The sequence below is a fragment of the Ewingella sp. AOP9-I1-14 genome, from assembly GCF_052375995.1.
Taxonomy (GTDB): Bacteria; Pseudomonadota; Gammaproteobacteria; order Enterobacterales; family Enterobacteriaceae; genus Ewingella; species Ewingella allii.
The window spans coordinates 833469-850730 of record NZ_JBQSVA010000002.1 but is presented as its reverse complement, the minus strand read 5'-3'; the positions used below and the strand labels follow the sequence as shown (position 1 = coordinate 850730).

The 17262-nt window shown below is 55.2% G+C and carries 15 protein-coding genes; 11 read left to right on the top strand and 4 right to left on the bottom strand.

Features of this window, described 5'->3' with window-relative positions:
* Positions 1 to 149: 149 nt before the first annotated feature.
* The 9 genes from pilW to ACT3RT_RS09100 all read left to right on the top strand — a co-directional run bounded on the left by pilW (position 150) and on the right by ACT3RT_RS09100 (position 9213).
* Positions 150 to 917 carry a type IV pilus biogenesis/stability protein PilW gene (gene pilW / locus ACT3RT_RS09140; RefSeq protein ID WP_353501231.1) on the top strand — a complete coding sequence of 256 codons (768 nt, stop codon included), beginning with the start codon at positions 150 to 152 and terminating at the stop codon, positions 915 to 917.
* A complete protein-coding gene (gene rodZ, locus ACT3RT_RS09135; RefSeq protein WP_486032065.1) occupies positions 907 to 1899 on the top strand; it encodes a cytoskeleton protein RodZ in 993 nt (330 codons plus the stop codon). Before pilW ends, rodZ begins: the two co-directional genes overlap by 11 nt.
* Before the next feature lie 42 nt (positions 1900 to 1941).
* Complete coding sequence (ispG, locus tag ACT3RT_RS09130; protein WP_353501233.1) at positions 1942 to 3063, top strand: flavodoxin-dependent (E)-4-hydroxy-3-methylbut-2-enyl-diphosphate synthase; 1122 nt, start codon at positions 1942 to 1944, stop codon at positions 3061 to 3063.
* Between the two features lie 86 nt (positions 3064 to 3149).
* Positions 3150 to 4424, top strand: coding sequence for a histidine--tRNA ligase (gene hisS, locus ACT3RT_RS09125; RefSeq protein ID WP_353501234.1), 1275 nt, complete (start codon positions 3150 to 3152; stop codon positions 4422 to 4424).
* 13 nt (positions 4425 to 4437) lie between these two features.
* Positions 4438 to 5058, top strand: coding sequence for a YfgM family protein (locus ACT3RT_RS09120; RefSeq protein WP_485901720.1), 621 nt, complete (start codon positions 4438 to 4440; stop codon positions 5056 to 5058).
* An 11-nt stretch (positions 5059 to 5069) separates the two neighbouring features.
* Positions 5070 to 6251, top strand: coding sequence for an outer membrane protein assembly factor BamB (gene bamB, locus ACT3RT_RS09115; RefSeq protein ID WP_353501236.1), 1182 nt, complete (start codon positions 5070 to 5072; stop codon positions 6249 to 6251).
* A 209-nt stretch (positions 6252 to 6460) separates the two neighbouring features.
* Complete coding sequence (gene der, locus ACT3RT_RS09110; protein ID WP_353501237.1) at positions 6461 to 7951, top strand: ribosome biogenesis GTPase Der; 1491 nt, start codon at positions 6461 to 6463, stop codon at positions 7949 to 7951.
* 62 nt (positions 7952 to 8013) lie between these two features.
* Positions 8014 to 8970 carry an AEC family transporter gene (locus ACT3RT_RS09105; RefSeq protein ID WP_353501238.1) on the top strand — a complete coding sequence of 319 codons (957 nt, stop codon included), beginning with the start codon at positions 8014 to 8016 and terminating at the stop codon, positions 8968 to 8970.
* 15 nt (positions 8971 to 8985) lie between these two features.
* On the top strand, positions 8986 to 9213 hold the full coding sequence (locus ACT3RT_RS09100) for a zinc ribbon domain-containing protein (protein WP_353501239.1): 228 nt from the start codon (positions 8986 to 8988) through the stop codon (positions 9211 to 9213).
* Here ACT3RT_RS09100 and ACT3RT_RS09095 read toward each other — a convergent pair.
* The 3 genes from ACT3RT_RS09095 to ACT3RT_RS09085 all read right to left on the bottom strand — a co-directional run bounded on the left by ACT3RT_RS09095 (position 9210) and on the right by ACT3RT_RS09085 (position 11784).
* The gene (locus ACT3RT_RS09095; protein WP_396130151.1) at positions 9210 to 9542 is read right to left on the bottom strand and encodes a protealysin inhibitor emfourin; all 333 of its coding nucleotides are present in this window, start codon (positions 9540 to 9542) and stop codon (positions 9210 to 9212) included. The genes ACT3RT_RS09100 and ACT3RT_RS09095 overlap by 4 nt on opposite strands.
* Complete coding sequence (locus ACT3RT_RS09090) at positions 9542 to 10579, bottom strand: M4 family metallopeptidase (protein ID WP_496202841.1); 1038 nt, start codon at positions 10577 to 10579, stop codon at positions 9542 to 9544. Before ACT3RT_RS09090 ends, ACT3RT_RS09095 begins: the two co-directional genes overlap by 1 nt.
* Positions 10580 to 10677: 98 nt before the next feature.
* On the bottom strand, positions 10678 to 11784 hold the full coding sequence (locus tag ACT3RT_RS09085) for a LacI family DNA-binding transcriptional regulator (RefSeq protein ID WP_496202840.1): 1107 nt from the start codon (positions 11782 to 11784) through the stop codon (positions 10678 to 10680).
* A gap of 224 nt (positions 11785 to 12008) precedes the next feature.
* Between ACT3RT_RS09085 and ACT3RT_RS09080 the strand changes: the two genes are divergently transcribed.
* Together ACT3RT_RS09080 and ACT3RT_RS09075 are read left to right on the top strand one after the other, a co-directional pair.
* On the top strand, positions 12009 to 13322 hold the full coding sequence (locus tag ACT3RT_RS09080; RefSeq protein ID WP_496202839.1) for an MFS transporter: 1314 nt from the start codon (positions 12009 to 12011) through the stop codon (positions 13320 to 13322).
* Positions 13319 to 15679, top strand: a complete 2361-nt coding sequence (locus tag ACT3RT_RS09075) for a TIM-barrel domain-containing protein (protein ID WP_496202838.1) — start codon at positions 13319 to 13321, stop codon at positions 15677 to 15679. The genes ACT3RT_RS09080 and ACT3RT_RS09075 overlap by 4 nt, the downstream gene beginning before the upstream one ends.
* Before the next feature lie 57 nt (positions 15680 to 15736).
* Here the strand turns inward: ACT3RT_RS09075 and xseA are convergent, their stop codons facing one another.
* Positions 15737 to 17113 (bottom strand): exodeoxyribonuclease VII large subunit, encoded by a 1377-nt coding sequence (xseA, locus tag ACT3RT_RS09070; protein WP_496202837.1) that lies wholly within the window; start codon positions 17111 to 17113, stop codon positions 15737 to 15739.
* Positions 17114 to 17262: the final 149 nt, after the last annotated feature.

The following is a 17262-nucleotide window of genomic DNA, read 5'->3' as shown; positions in this document are numbered from 1 at the left end:
AGCAGCCTATCTATAATAGGCGAGTAACTAGTTGTGTTTTCTGGAGCCCGGTCAGCCAGATCGCCGGGCTTAATCTGAACAGCATCTGCTGGAGCCAATAGGCTTCACCAAGATGAAACGTGGTCGGTGGCAGAATAAAGGGATTTAGCATGACGATTAAAACCAGATGGACCAAGGCAATTGCGCTAAGCTTTACAGTCTGCCTGTTGGCGAGCTGTTCCAGCTCTCCCAAGGAGTCTGAGCTCGCCGCGCCGGGCAGTGCTTCACAGACCCGTTTGCAGTTGGGCATGGCCTATTTGTCTCAGGGCAATATGGCCAGTGCGAAGCAGAATCTACAGAAAGCAGTGGATAGTGCACCAAACGATTATCGCACCCAGTTAGGCATGGCGCTTTACGAGCAAAAAAACGGCGATAATGGTGCAGCAGAAAGCCGTTATCAGCAGGCATTGAAGCTGGCTCCGCAAAATGGAACTGTGCTTAATAATTACGGTGCGTTTTTGTGTGGTTTAGGGCAGTATGTACCGGCACAACAGCAGTTTAGCGCCGCTGCCAATGTCCCTGATTACGGTCAGGTGGCTGACAGTCTGGAAAACGCAGGCTACTGTTTTCTGAAGGCCAATCAGAATGAGGAAGCACGTGTGTTACTGAGTCGGGCATTGAAAATTGATCCTGATAAAGGTGCGCCTTTGCTCACTGAGGCAACCAAACAGTTTGGTGAAGGGAACCGCGCTCAGGCGCAAGTGTTGCTCGATGTCTACCAACATGTTCTGCCAGCCAGTGCTGAAAGCCTCATGTTACAAATTCGTTTCGCTGCGTTAGCAAGCAACCCGGTTAGCGTTCAACGCTACGGCAAGCAGCTGGCGCGAAGTTTTCCACAATCCCAACAGTACCAGCAGTTCTTAGCTAATGAATACTGAAGCCTCTCAAGAAAATAAAGCCACAATGACGACGGGCGAACGCCTGCGTCAAGCTCGTGAACAGCTGGGACTTAGTCATCAGGCCGTTGCAGAACGCCTATGCCTGAAAGTCTCGACTATTCGCCAAATTGAAGAAGAAACCACGCCGGCCGACCTCGCGCCGACTTTCCTGCGTGGCTATATTCGCTCGTACGCTAAATTAGTTCACGTTCCTGAAGAAGAGCTTTCAAGCATGATTGGCAAACAAGCGCCAATCAAAGTGCCGAAAGTTGCCTCGATGCAAGGGTTCGCACTCGGCAAATCTCGCAAGAAGCGCGATGGCTGGTTGATGGGCTTTACCTGGCTCGTGGTGTTCGTGGTGATTGGTTTGACTGGTGCGTGGTGGTGGCAAAATCATCAAGCCCAGCAGCAAGAAATCGCCACGATGGCTGACCAGTCAACGGCTCAGCTGAATCAGGACAACGGCCAGGGGCAGTCTATTGCTCTGAATACGGGTGATAACCCAAATTCAGCCCCGGTTGAAACCACGCCAACGCAGGGTACAGCACCTGCTGACGCCACGGCGGGCGCGGCTTCTTCACAGCCAGCTAATTCAGTTCCTTTAGATACGTCTACTGCAGCCAATGCACCGGCCAGCAATACTGAGCAAGCGCCTGCTGCCGTATCGCCAAGCCAGCCAGTGGCTCAAAACGGCCTGCCGACGGGAAATGCAGACTCTGCTACCCCAGCGGCCGACGCCGATGCTGTTGCGATGACCTTTAAGTCAGACTGCTGGTTGCAGATTGACGATGCCTCTGGCAAGACTTTGTTCAGCGGCATGAAGAAGGGCGGTGAAACCTTGAGCGTTAAAGGTACTGCGCCTTACAAATTAAAAATCGGGGCACCTGCTGCTGTTGAAATTCAGTATCAAGGTAAGCCGGTTGATTTAAGTCGTTTTATCAAGTCCAGCCGTGTTGCTCGTCTGACTTTGGCTGCCGAATAATCGGCAGCTGTTCAGATTCTTTGCAACTGTGGAGAGTAAGTAATGCATAACCAAGCACCCATCACCCGTCGGAAATCAACCCGGATTTACGTCGGCAAGGTGCCTATCGGTGATGGTGCGCCGATTGCTGTGCAATCAATGACCAACACCCGTACCACCGATGTCGCCGCAACCGTGGCACAGATCAAAGCCCTTGAACGTGTTGGCGTTGATATCGTCCGTGTTTCTGTTCCTACCATGGACGCCGCCGAAGCTTTCAAACTCATCAAGCAGCAGGTTAATGTCCCGCTGGTCGCTGATATCCATTTTGACTACCGTATTGCGCTGCAAGTTGCCGAGTACGGCGTTGACTGCTTACGCATCAACCCGGGTAATATCGGTAATGAATCTCGCATTCGCTCGGTAGTCGATTGCGCTCGTGACAAAAATATCCCGATTCGTATCGGTGTTAACGGCGGCTCGCTCGAGAAAGACATTCAGGAAAAGTACGGCGAACCTACGCCGGAAGCCCTGCTTGAGTCGGCGATGCGCCACGTTGATATCCTTGATCGCCTGAATTTCGACCAGTTTAAAGTCAGCGTGAAAGCCTCCGACGTGTTCCTCGCCGTGCAGTCTTATCGCTTACTCGCTGCACGCATTGATCAACCTCTGCACCTTGGGATCACCGAGGCGGGTGGCATGCGTAGTGGATCGGTTAAGTCAGCGATCGGCTTGGGTATGCTGCTTTCTGAAGGGATCGGCGACACGCTGCGTATTTCTCTGGCGGCGGATCCGGTGGAAGAAGTTAAAGTTGGCTTCGATATCTTGAAGTCACTGCGCATTCGTTCGCGCGGTATTAACTTTATTGCTTGCCCGACCTGCTCACGTCAGGAGTTTGACGTCATTGGTACCGTGAACGCCTTGGAACAGCGCCTTGAAGATCTGATCACGCCGATGGACGTGTCGATCATTGGCTGCGTGGTTAACGGCCCTGGCGAAGCGCTGGTGTCGACCATTGGTGTGACCGGCGGCCACAACAAGAGCGGTTTCTATGAAGATGGCGTGCGCCAGAAGGATCGTTTCGACAACGAGCAAATGATCGACCAGCTCGAAGCCAAGATCCGCGCCAAAGCAGCCATTATGGATGAGAGTAAACGTATCGTTATCAATCATCTTGAAAAGTAACATCGGTTGCAGGCGCCCATCCGCGCCTGCATTATATTGAACCCGACTATCGGGTTCATTTTTTATAAAAACGATAGAGAATTGACGTGGCAAAGAATATCCAGGCCATCCGTGGCATGAACGACTACCTGCCGGAAGATACCGCGCTGTGGCAACGTGTCGAAGGCATCCTTAAGCAGGTGCTGGGTAGTTACGGTTACAGCGAAATCCGTATGCCGATTGTAGAGCAGACCCCGTTATTCAAACGCGCCATCGGTGAAGTTACCGACGTGGTCGAAAAAGAGATGTATACCTTCGAGGACCGCAATGGCGAAAGCCTGACCCTGCGCCCGGAAGGGACTGCTGGCTGCGTGCGCGCCGGTATTGAACATGGTCTGCTGTACAATCAAGAACAACGCCTGTGGTACATCGGCCCGATGTTCCGCTACGAGCGCCCGCAAAAAGGTCGCTATCGTCAATTCTTCCAGATGGGTGTTGAAGTCTTTGGCCTGCAAGGCCCGGACGTTGACGCTGAACTGATCATGATGACTGCACGCTGGTGGCGTGCGCTGGGTATCGCCGATCACGTTGCGCTGGAACTGAACTCTATTGGCTCTCTGGAAGCGCGTGCGAACTACCGTGAAGCACTGGTGGCTTTCCTTGAGCAGCATAAAGAGAAGCTGGACGAAGACTGCAAACGTCGCATGTACACCAACCCAATGCGCGTTTTGGACTCAAAAAATCCAGACGTTCAACTGTTGTTGAATGACGCGCCGGCGCTGGCGGACTATCTTGATGCTGAATCTAAAGAACACTTTGCTGGCTTGTGTGAACTTTTAGAGCAAGCAGGTATCCCATATACGGTTAACCAGCGTCTGGTTCGCGGTTTGGATTACTACAACCGCACCGTGTTCGAATGGGTAACGACTAGCCTCGGCTCACAGGGTACTGTGTGTGGCGGCGGCCGTTATGATGGTTTGGTCGAACAACTGGGTGGGCGTGCAACGCCAGCCGTCGGTTTTGCTATGGGGCTTGAGCGTCTGATCTTATTGATTCAGGCTGTTAACCCAGACTTTAAAGCACCTGCGACAGTAGATGCTTATGTGATTTCTGTCGGCGCTGGAACTCAGGGCGCAGCAATGCAATTAGCAGAGTCACTGCGTGACGAGCTTCCTGCATTAAGAGTGATGACTAACTACGGCGGCGGTAATTTCAAAAAGCAATTTGCCCGCGCTGATAAATGGGGAGCGCGCGTCGCTCTGGTATTAGGTGAAAACGAAGTCGCGGCCCGTCAGGTAGTGGTTAAAGACCTGCAAAGCGGTGAGCAAGAAACGCTGGCGCAAAGCGAACTCGCTGCGCGCTTGGCCTCGATGATAGGTTAAGGAGAAGGACCACGTGGAAATCTATACCACTGAAAACGAACAAGTTGACGCTGTACGTCGTTTCTTTGCAGAAAACGGTAAAGCGCTGGCGATTGGCGTTGTACTCGGGATCGCCGCTCTAGGTGGTTGGCGTTATTGGCAGTCTCATGAGAGCTCGGCCATGGCTGACTCTTCTGTTGCTTTCCAGCAGGCCAATCAGGCCGTAACTGATAAGAAAGCGCAGGGCGTTGAAGATTTAGAGAAATTCGCGCAGAGCAATAAAAACAACTACGGCGTGTTCGCTTCGCTCCAGCTTGCTGATCATTTCGTGGAAGCGAAAGATTTCGCTAACGCGGAAAAGCAGCTGGTTGCCGCACAATCTCAGGCGAAAGAAGAGAATTTACTCTCTCTGGTCAGCCTGCGTTTGGCTCGCGTTCAATCGCAGCAAAAGAAATTTGATGACGCACTCAAAACGCTCGACGGCGTTAAGGGTGAGGGCTGGATTGCACTGCAACAAGATGTTCGCGGTGACGTTTTGCTGGCGAAAGGCGATGCCAAGGGCGCGCGTGAAGCCTTCAGCAAAGGCCTTGATTCTAAACCTTCTCAGACGCTACAGAACGTGTTGCGTATGAAATTGAACAACTTATCCAGCTAAGGGGAACCCCGATGCAATTGCGTAAAACACTCTTGGTAGGATGGGTTTCCGTTGCCCTGTTGAGTGGCTGTTCTTTGTTTAACAGCGAAGAAGACGTCGTTAAGATGTCCCCGTTGCCGAAAGTTGAAAATCAGTTCACACCAACCAAAGTGTGGAGCACGTCGGTGGGTGATGGCGTAGGCGATTTCTACTCTCATCTGCGTCCGGCCTGGCAGGACAATACTATCTTCGCCGCCGATCGTTTCGGTATTGTGAAATCTCTGGATGCTGACAGCGGCAAAGAAAACTGGAAAGTGGATCTGTCGGAAAAAACCGGCTTCTTCTCCAAAAATCGTCCTGCTCTGCTGTCTGGCGGCGTGACCGCTGCTGGCTCACATATCTACGTGGGCAGCGAAAAAGCGATCGTTTATGCACTGAACAGCGCTGACGGTACTGTGGCATGGCAGACCAAAGTGGCGGGTGAAGCACTCTCTCGCCCAGTGGTCAGCGACGGTCTGGTGATCATCCACACCGGCAACGGTATGCTGCAAGGCTTAAGCGAGACTGACGGGACTATCCAATGGACCGCCAACCTCGATATGCCAACGCTGTCACTGCGCGGTGAGTCAGCCCCTGCAACTGCCTTCGGTGCAGCCATTGTCGGTGGCGACAACGGACGCGTGAGCGCGGTGCTGATGAAAGAAGGCCAGCTGATCTGGCAGCAACGTATTTCTCAGCCAAGCGGCGCGACTGAAATCGATCGTCTGAGCGACGTGGACACCACGCCAGTTATCGTTGACGGCGTAGTTTACGCGCTGGCTTACAACGGCAATCTGGTGGCAATGGATCTGCGTTCTGGCCAAATCATGTGGAAACGTGACGTTGGCTCTATCAATGACTTCATCGTCGACGCCGGTCACATCTATATGGTTGACCAAGATGACCGCGTGATGGCGCTCGACACCCAAGGCGGCGTTAGCCTGTGGCGTCAAAGTGATTTGCTGCACCGTAACCTGACCGCGCCAGTGTTGTATAATGGTTATATTGTGGTTGGTGACTCGGAAGGCTACCTGCACTGGATCAACACCACTGATGGCCGTTTCGTGGCTCAGCAGAAAGTTGACAGCTCCGGCTTCTTGGCTGCGCCAATCGTGGCAAGCGACAAGCTGGTCGTGCAGGCGAAGGGCGGTGAGGTTTACTCCTTCACCCGCTGATCGTCGCAAATAGTCGCTCGTCGCGTCTGGCCCAGTCGGGCTTAAAAACGGCTCCTGAAAAAATCAGGGGCCGTTTCGTATTCTGAAATATGCGCAGGTGAATTTCACAGCTTGCGATGTAATGATTTGATTTATAGCGTTTTATGGCTTTATGCCGTGCTGTAACTCTTTGCGTTTTGCACTTAGTTTATAAAAACAGAGGCTTTAAAATGATACCTGTCGTCGCGCTTGTTGGGCGCCCGAATGTGGGTAAATCCACCTTATTTAACCGTTTAACCAAGACGCGTGACGCGCTGGTTGCGGATTTCCCGGGGCTAACGCGTGACCGCAAGTACGGTCGTGCTGAAATTGAGGGTAATGAGTTCATCATTGTTGATACCGGCGGTATCGACGGCACTGAAGATGGTGTCGAAACTCGCATGGCAGGCCAGTCTCTGTTAGCCATTGAAGAAGCCGACATCGTGTTGTTCATGGTGGATGCGCGCGCGGGCCTGATGCCTGCCGATCAGGGCATCGCCCAGCATCTGCGTAGCCGTGAAAAAGCCACCTTCCTGGTCGCTAACAAAACTGACGGTCTGGACCCAGACACCGCCACCGGCGATTTCTACTCGCTGGGCCTTGGTGATGTGTACGCCATTGCTGCCTCACATGGCCGTGGTGTAACTCAGCTTATCGAACACGTATTAGTGCCGTTCGTCGGCGAGAAGCCTGAAGAAGTTGAGCTGACTGAAGAAGAAGCCAACGCCGCGTACTGGGCTGAGTTGGAAGGCGGTCAGGACGACGATGAGATCCCAGCCGACGTTGAAGATGACTTCGACCCGCAATCTCTGCCAATCAAACTGGCTATTGTCGGCCGTCCGAACGTAGGGAAGTCCACACTGACTAACCGTATTCTCGGCGAAGAGCGGGTGGTGGTGTACGACATGCCGGGCACCACTCGCGACAGTATCTACATCCCGATGACCCGTGATGAGCGTGAATACGTTCTGATCGACACCGCAGGTGTGCGTAAGCGCGGAAAAGTCACTGAAATCGTTGAGAAGTTCTCAGTGATCAAGACCCTGCAAGCGATTGAAGATGCCAACGTGGTGATGCTGGTTATCGACGCCCGCGAAGGCATCTCTGACCAAGACCTCTCGCTGTTAGGCTTTATCCTCAATAGTGGGCGCTCACTGGTTATCGTGGTGAACAAATGGGATGGCATGAGCGAAGATGCCCGTGCTCAGGTGAAAGACCAGTTAGACCTGCGCCTCGGCTTTGTCGATTTCGCCCGTATCCACTTCATTTCTGCTCTGCACGGCAGCGGCGTAGGCAATCTGTTCGAATCCGTCATTGAAGCCTATACCTGTGCTACCACCCGTGTAAGCACTTCCTTACTGACGCGCATCATGCAGATGGCGGCCGACGACCATCAGCCACCGTTGGTGAATGGTCGCCGCGTGAAGCTGAAATATGCGCATGCCGGGGGGTATAACCCGCCTATCGTGGTTATCCACGGTAATCAGGTGAAAGATCTGGCCGATTCGTACAAACGCTATCTGATGAACTACTTCCGTCGTTCACTGAAAGTGATGGGTACGCCAATTCGTATTCAATTTAAAGAAGGCGAAAACCCGTATGAAGGCAAGAAGAACACGCTCTCTCCGCACCAGCAGCGTAAGCGTAAGCGCCTGTTACAGCACCTGAAAAATAAATCTTAATCTGATGAGGTACATGAAAATGTACCTCGTTTTTTTTGGCCTCGACGGCAGGGAAGGAACGGATGTTTTGGGAAACCTGGAGTTTTGCGTTTGGCGTTACGGTTCCTAATTTATTGATATTAATCCTCGGCATGTGGTTGCGTCGTACCGGACTGATGGACGACAACTTCAATGAAAAAGCCAGTCGTCTGGTATTCAATATCGCGCTGCCCTGCCTGCTGTTTTTCAGCGTGGCGCAAGGGCACGACACCTCGGGTTCTAACCTGCCGCTGGCGGTCTATGGCGCAGTCGGTACTATCATTTCATTTCTGCTTCTAGAACTGGTCGCCATCAAGCTGGTGAAAGATCCGCGCGAGCGGGGCATCTTTGTGCAAGGCGGATTTCGCGCCAACACGGGGATTGCTGGGCTGGCCTATGCCTCGCTGGCTTTCGGCAATGACGGCATCGCGCTGGGGTCGATGTATCTGGCGGTCACGGTGATTTTGTTCAACGTGCTTTCGGTCATAACCTTAACCCGCAGTTTGCAGGGCGGCTCCGGCAAGCGCGTCGGGCTACGCCCGATTCTGCGCGGCATTGTCACTAACCCACTGATTATTGGATTGCTGCTCGGGCTGGCCTTCCAGTACAGCCACCTGCCGATGCCTGACACCATTGGCAAAACCGGCGAATTTATTTCAGGCATGGCGCTGCCGTTGGCGATGCTCTGTGCCGGAGCCAGTCTGGATTGGCGAACCATGTTCCGCAGCTCAAACGTGGCGGCCTGGTCCTCGGCGTCGCGGGTGATTTTTGTCCCAGCGTTGATGACGTTAGGCGGCTGGCTGCTCGGCTTTCGCGGCGCGGCGCTCGGGGTGATTTTCCTCTTCTCCTGTACGCCAACGGCGGCGGGCAGCTATGTTATGACGCGCGCGTTGGGCGGAAATGCTACGCTGGCTGCCAACATTATTGCTGTAACCACGCTAGGTTCATTTTTCACCACCGCGCTGGGGCTTTATCTGTTACGAGCCTTGGGCGTGATTTAACGGGAGCGAGAGAAGATGGAAGCACTTTGCCCGGTTTGCACTCAACCTATGAGTTGGGTGAGCAATCACTTTCACTGTGACAGCTGTAACGCCGACTATCAGCAGACGGCGCTCTGCCCGGATTGCCAGCAGCCGCTGCAAACCCTAAAAGCCTGCGGCGCGGTGGATTATTTCTGCCAAAACGGCCACGGCATGATTTCCAAAAAGCGCGTGCTGTTCAGCTATCAGCCCTACAGCGACTAGCCCTCGGGCTGGGCCGATTTCCACAATTCGATTAGCTCAGCGGGTGTCTGGGTCTCCGGAATAATCAGCACCAGACTGCCCGATTGCTGGGCAGTAGCATAAGAGATCTCCAGCCGGTAATAGCGCTGGTCGCCGCGCCCGGCCTGCTCCGGCGGCTCGGCGTAGGGCAGCGACTGATTGATTAATTGGCAGATCTGCTGGCGTTTGTCCTCACTCATCCCCGCCATAGCGACTCGGCGGGGACCGTTGAGTTTAGGGATAAACGCCATGCCGCCTTCGCGATACATTTCGATGACGGCGCTGCTTTCCAGCGATTCCAGTGGTTTCATTAGATAACCCCAACTTGCCCCCACGCCTCTTTCACCGCCTGTGCTACGGCGGCGTCGAAGCGCTTCTCAGCATGTTCGATTGTTTTCTTGGCGAAAGTTGCAAAATCGGCATCCTGCGGCAGCGATTTATCACACACGGTGTCGTACCAGACGTAGCCCGCGCGCTCCCACGCAAAGCCGCCCAGCGCGGTGGCAGCCAGATAGAAGGCGCGGTTAGGGATGCCGGAGTTGATGTGGACGCCGCCGTTGTCGTCCCGGGTGTTCACATAGCCTTTCATGTCGGCGGGCTGTGGGTCTTTGCCAAGCAGCGGGTCGTTGTAAGCTGTCCCCGGATGCGCCATCGAGCGCAGCCCCTTGCCTTTAATTCCCTTAGCTAACAGGCCTTCGCCGATGATCCAGTCGGCTTTATCCGCCGTCTGTTTTTTGCTGAACTGCTTGACCAGAGAGCCGAACACGTCGGACAGCGATTCATTCAACGCGCCAGACTGGCCGCTATAAACCAGCCCGGCCTCGCTCTCGGTCACGCCGTGCGACAGTTCGTGGCCAATGACGTCGATGGCGATGGTGAAACGGTTAAAAATCTCACCGTCCCCGTCGCCAAATACCATCTGCTGGCCATTCCAAAAGGCGTTTTGATACTCCTTGTCGTAATGCACCGAGCCAAGCAGCGCCAGCCCTTTATTGTCCAAAGAGTTGCGTTGGTAGGCCTGCCAGAAGAAATCATAAGTCACGCCAAGATAGTCATAGGCTTCATCAACCGCCACGTCGTCATTGCTCGGCTGCCCCTCTTTTCTCACCGACTTGCCGGGCAGGCGAGTGCCGTTTTCGGCGTCATAAATATCACGCTCGACATGACCCGCCTTGGCGGTTTTCACGCCTTTGGGTTTGGCGTAAGCCTCGGCCATCAGGGTGTTGACGTGAACCAGCGTCTGGCGCGCGCACTTCTTCTGCGGCTCTGAGCCGTGCTCAATAATGCGATTGAGGATATAGGGAGGAATAACGCCGAGGGGGGATCTCTGTTTGGTACCGTGACTCATAACAACTCTCCTTATCGATAAGTGAAGCTTAAGAGTGACAAGTATTCATTGATATTGAGTATAGTCCGGTCGCGCTCCCCGCCAGCAAAAGATGGGATTTATCTGTTCTCTACCGCCTCTTGGTTATCATCATAAAGCTGATGATTGTGCGAGGTGACGGCAGGATGAAGCGCGCTGCCTCTGACCTTGCGCACGGAGTTGCGTGTCACCAGCTTGCCCTGTAGCAGCACGCTAGAGCAGGGGGCTTCGGGGCGGAACAGGCGGCGCTGGAGCAGGGCGATTGCTTCCACACCCAGCTCGTCGCGCGGCACGTGCACGGCGGTGAGCGCCACATCGTGAATTTCTGCCAGATTAAAGCCGTCGGTGCTCATCACGCTGATGTCCGTCGGCACCGCAAACCCGCGTTTTACCAAGGCCGCCACGGCACCGGATGCCATAAAATCGCCTCCCGCCAGAATCGCCGTCGGCATGGGCTGGCCGCCGGGCAGGGTATCCAGATAATTCAGCATGGCCTGTTCAGCTTCCTGCGCGCCAAACCCCGATGTCGTGACCAGATGCTGGCCGTCGTCAAAGGCCAGATTATGCCGCGAGAAGGCCTCTTTGATGCCCGCCAGGCGCAGCTCCATGGTGTGGCGGCGCAGACATTGCAGGGTCAGAATTCGGTGATGCCCTTGGGTGAACAGGTAGTCGGTGGCGAAGTCGCCCATGGTTTGATGATCCGGCGACACGCTGTCGTGGCGCATCAGCCGATCGTGGCAGTTGATCAACACGCAGGGTTTAGCCAAGTCGGCGGCAAGCTGGTGGATATGCACATCGTCAATGCCAACCAGCAGCGCGGCGTCGGTTTGGGGATCGGTCATTTTGGCGATAAACAGCGCGACGTCGGCGTCACTCTCTTCTAACGCGCAGTAGCGAACCCGCACGTCGTGCTGGCTGACGGCGGCGACAATCCCCTGAATCACCTTGTAGTAGAAGATATCGCTGCGAGCGTCGAAGGCACGGGCCGGGGCGAAGACCACGATGTTATTGAGCATGAGGCGCCCGGTGGACAAGCCGCTGAGTACGCCCTGTGATTTTGCATAGCTCAACACCTGCTCTCTGGCCCGCGCGCTGGTATTGCTTTTTCCAGCCAACACGCGCGAAACCGTGCTGATCGACAGCCCCGTATGGTCAGCAATTTGCTGGATTTTTAGCTTTCCGTTCAAATTGTGATCTCCTTCAAATTCGAAAATGAAAAAATTTTCATAAAGGATTTTGTCCGTAATCTTAGGCTTTTTCAGGGCGAGGCTCGCAAATCCGGCCACTCCATGAAAATTCTTGCAAAGAATCACGTTCCGCTCACAAATCAGCCTGCATACAGTCGTCTAGGGTACTCAAACAATAACCATCACTGGCAGCTAGAGTGCTGACCCGTGAGGAGAAATTAACAATGACGATTGAGATCAATACCGACGTCGTGACGGCAGGAAGACGCAAAATCAGGGCCTTACGCTGGTGGATGCTGGCGCTGTTTCTACTCGGCGTGACGGTCAACTACATCACCCGCAACTCACTGGGGTTGCTGGCGGCTGAACTGAAAACCAGCCTGAATATGACCACCGAACAATACTCTTACATCGTGGCGGCGTTTCAGGCGGCCTACACCATTTTCCAACCGCTGTGTGGCTGGCTGATTGACGTCATTGGCTTGAAGCTGGGCTTCCTGATTTGTGCCTCGGTCTGGGCCGTGGTCTGCATGCTGCATGCCGGAGCAGGCGGCTGGATCCAACTGGCTATCCTGCGCTTCTTCATGGGCAGCGCCGAGGCCGCGGCCACGCCTGCCAACGCCAAAGCCATCTCCGACTGGTTCCCGCGTAAAGAGCGCCCGGTGGCCGCAGGCTGGGCTGGGGTAGGCTTCTCCATTGGTGCCATGCTGGCTCCGCCGATTATTCTGGTGGCTCATCTCTCTTTCGGCTGGCGCGGCGCTTTCCTGTTCTGCGGCATCTTGTCGATGCTGTGGGTGCTGCTGTGGTGGAAGTTCTACCACGCGCCGGAAAATCACCCCAACCTGAGCAAAGAAGAGCTCGCGCTGATTCGCCAAGACAATGAGCCTCAGCAGACCCGTTTACCTTTCATCAAATCGCTAAAAATCGTCTGCAAAAACAAGAAATTCTACGGCATTGCCATCCCGGCATTTCTGGCGGAACCCGCGTGGGCGGTGTTCAGCTTCTGGGTGCCGCTGTATCTGGCAAACGAGCGCGGCATGGACCTCAAGCACATTGTGATGTTCGCGTGGTTGCCGTTCTTGGCGGCGGATTTAGGCAGCGTCGCCAGTGGCTATCTCACCACGCTGTATCGCAAATTCTTCGGCTGCACCCGCATTAACTCGATTGTTGCCAGCTCGGTGACCGGCGCTTTCTTGATGCTGTCGCTGGCGATGATTGCACTCACCGAAAGCCCGTACGCCGCCATCGCGCTGATCTCCATCGGCGGCTTTGGGCATCAGGTTATCTCCTGCATGCTGAGTGCGGTGGTGGTGGAGTCATTCGATAAAAGTCAGGTGGCGACGGTCAACGGCATGCGCGGCTCCTCCGCGTGGATCGCCAGCTTCTTGTTTTCATTATTGATAGGTGCGGTGGCCGACAATATCGGCTTCAACCCGCTGTTTATCGCGATGGGATTTTTTGACCTGATTGGGGCGGTTTTCCTGATTGCCCTGATAGCAGAACGCCGCACACCGGCAGATAAAAGGAAAAGTGCATGAAGACGTTAAAGCATTGGGTGCTGGCAGCACAGGACGCCGCGGGCGTGGAGCTGCGGGTGGACGATCAACATCTGTTTTGCCTGCGGATACTGGAGCAGGGCCTATTCCGCGTGCTGATCAAACGCCGTGGCGAGCTGGCGCTGGACCGAACCTGGAGCATTGCGCCAACGGACGATGTGCCTTGGGAGGGGCGCGATCGTCTGAGTAATCATGGATTTAGTCTGCCGGGCTACACGCTGGAGCAGTTTGAGGATCGGCTGGTGATCAGCAGCGAAAAGCTGCGGGTGACGGTTCACCAGCCTTTGTGGCTCGAATGGGAATATCGCCACACCGATGGCAGCTGGCAACCGCTGGCCAGTGACCGTAAAACCGGGGCCTATATGCTGTCGGTGAAGGGCGACGGTTCGGCCCACTATCAGCGCCGCTATCCCGAAGAGAGCTATTACGGTCTGGGGGAAAAAGCCGGGGATCTCAATCGCGCTGGTCGCCGTTTTGAAATGCGCAATCTGGACGCCATGGGCTATAACGCCGCCAGCACCGATCCGCTCTACAAGCATATTCCCTTTACGTTAACGCGACGGGGTGATGTCAGTTTTGGCCTGTTCTACGATAATCTCAGCAATGTCTGGCTTGATCTCGGCCAAGAGCTGGATAATTACCATTTGCCTTATCGCCGCTTTAACGCCGAAGCGGGGGATCTCGATTACTATATGTTCCTCGGCCCGACGGCCCTTGACGTGACAAAAGCCTTGGTGCGGCTGACCGGCAAAACTACCTTTGGCCCGAAATGGAGCCTCGGCTACAGCGGCTCGACCATGTACTACACCGACGCGTCAGACGCCCAGCAGCAGCTGATGAAGTTCATCAACCTGTGCCGCGAGCAGGATATTGCCTGCGACTCGTTCCAGCTCTCTTCCGGCTACACCTCGATTGGCAATAAGCGTTATGTGTTCAACTGGAATTACGACAAAATCCCTGAGCCGAAAGCCATGTCGCAGGCCTTTCTCGACGCGGGGATCCGCCTGGCCGCCAACATCAAACCCTGCCTGTTGCAGGACCACCCGCAATACGCGCTTGTCGCCCAGCAGGGGCTGTTTATTCGCGATTCGCAAGAGGATGTCCCTGAGCGCTCGGTATTTTGGGACGACGAAGGCTCCCATCTGGACTTCACCAATCTAGCGACCATTCGCTGGTGGCAGCACGGCGTTACCACGCAACTGCTGAAAAACGGCATTGGCTCAACGTGGAATGATAATAATGAATATGAAGTGTGGGACAGCAACGCGCGCTGCTTTGGCTTCGGAAAATCCATTGCTATCAAGCACATTCGCCCGGTGATGCCGCTGTTAATGATGCGCGCCTCCTTCGAGGCTCAGCAGGTATTTGCGCCCAACCTGCGGCCTTATCTCATCTCCCGTTCTGGCTGCGCCGGGATGCAGCGCTACGTGCAAACATGGAGCGGCGATAACCGCACTTGCTGGCAAACGCTGCGCTACAACACGCGCATGGGGCTGGGCATGAGCCTCTCCGGCTTGTACAACGTGGGTCATGACGTCGGCGGCTTTGCCGGGGATCGCCCGGATGAAGAGCTGTTTGTGCGCTGGGTGCAGAATGGCGTGATGCACCCGCGCTTTACTATTCACTCTTGGAATGATGACGGCACGGTGAATGAGCCATGGATGTTTAGCCAGAGCACGGCGTTGATCCGCGACGCCATCAACCTGCGCTATCGCCTGCTGCCTTACTTCTACACCTTGCTGTGGCAGGCCCATGAGGATGACGAGCCGATGCTGCGCCCGACCTTCCTCGACCACGAGCACGACGCCAACACCTTCGCCGAAACCGACGATTTTATGCTGGGCAAAGAGCTGCTGGTGGCAAGCGTGGTGGAGCAGGGGCAGCGTCAGCGCGAGGTTTATCTGCCTGCCAACGAGAGCGGCTGGTGCGATTTCTACAGTGGAAAATGGTTCGCCGGTGGGCAGAGCATCAAGCTGGACGCGCCGCTGGATCGCCTGCCACTGCTGGTGCGCGCCGGTGCGGCACTGCCCATGTCTCAGCGCACGGCTTATGTCGATCAGCAGCAGGACAAGGTGCGCGAGCTGCACATTTTCCCAAGCCCGGCGGCCACGTCTTATGGCATGCTGTTTGAAGATGACGGCGAGAGCCACGGCTGGAAAGAGGGCAATGCGCTGTGGCTAAGCTGGGAGATTAAAACGGACGGCGAGAAAATCAGTATCGACTTTACTCAGCGCGGCGATTTCAGACCGGCGTGGGACAGTTTGGGCATCGTGCTGCCAGCCGGAGAGACGCGCCCGCTGTGGATTAATGGCGCGAAGTCAGACAGTTATAGGTTGTAAGCTTTTAGCGCCTCCCCCGAAAAAAGGGGGAGGCTGGGAAGGGGTATACAGCGACCGTTATTGCTTCGCAGCGGGCTTGCGCGTTTTCTTCGCAAGCGTCACGGCTTTCACTTCACTCTCAATCCAACCATCCGCCAGACGGGTTTTCAGCGTGTCGCCCGGCGCGGTCTGCGTGGTTTTCTTCAGCAATTCACCCTTCGGCGTGGTGGTCACGCTATAACCGCGCGCCAGCGTGGCCAAAGGACTCACGGCTTCCAGCTGGGTACAGGCCGTGCCAAAACGCTGGCGGCTATTGGATAGTTGCAGGGCCAGCGCCTGTTGCAGACGGTACTGCAATTGCTGGACTCGCTGCTGGGCGCGATGAATGCGCGACTGCGGCTGCTGCTGGTTCAGGCGCTGCTGCAGGCGATCGATGCGACGCAGCATCTGGCGCAGCTGGTTTTGCATGGCCTCATCAAGCCGACGGCGCAGTTTGAACAGCGCGGTTTGCTGGCGAGCCAGGCGCAGGTGCGGGTGCTGTTGCTGCAAACGATGGTTCAGGCGAGTAAAACGCTGAGCCAGCTGGGCGAGGTAATAGTCCATCGCCATTTCCAAACGCTGCTGCTGAGATTGAATCTGGCGCAGCAGTTCCAGCTGATTGCGGCTGATTAACTCGGCGGCGGCAGACGGCGTCGGCGCGCGCAGGTCGGCCACAAAGTCGGCAATAGTGACGTCGGTTTCATGGCCGACGGCGCTAACAATCGGGATGGCGCTTTTGAAAATAGCGCGCGCCACGCGCTCATCGTTAAAGCTCCACAAGTCTTCTAATGAGCCGCCGCCGCGCCCGACAATCAACACATCCACTTCCTGACGCGAGTTTGCCAGTTCGATGGCGCGGACGATTTGCATCGGCGCATCGACACCCTGCACCGCGGTCGGGTAGATGATGACCGGCAGTGACGGGTCACGGCGTTTCAGCACGTTTAATACGTCATGCAGCGCCGCGCCGCTCGATGAGGTGATCACCCCGACACACTTGGCAGGCGAGGGCAGGGGCTGCTTGAATTGGGCGTCGAACAACCCTTCGGCGGCCAGCTGCTGCTTGAGCAGGTCAAATTTCTGCTGCAACAGCCCGTCACCGGCTTCCTGCATGCTTTCGGCAATCAGCTGATAGTCGCCGCGCGGTTCATACAGCGTAATAGTGGCGCGAACCAACACCTGCTGGCCGTTTTGCGGGCGGAAGGTGGTGCGGCGATTGGTGTTGCGGAACATGGCACAGCGAACCTGCGCCCGGTCGTCTTTCAAGGTGAAATACCAGTGACCGGAGGAAGGTTGAGAGAAGTTGGAGATCTCGCCTGAAAGCCAGACCTGGCCCATTTCGTTCTCCAGCAGCTGTCGAACCGTCTGATTCAGGCGGCTTACGGTAAAAATTGGCGGGGAAGAAGGTAGTGGCATGTGATCCAGATCAAATTCAAAAACAGAGACTTAATCGGTCGATACTACATGCCCAAAAAAGGTAATCAAGAAGTTTCGTAAATAGTACTAGTCGCAATGGGCCCTCACCTGTATAATCCCGCTGCAATATTTTATCCTTTCCGCATCCA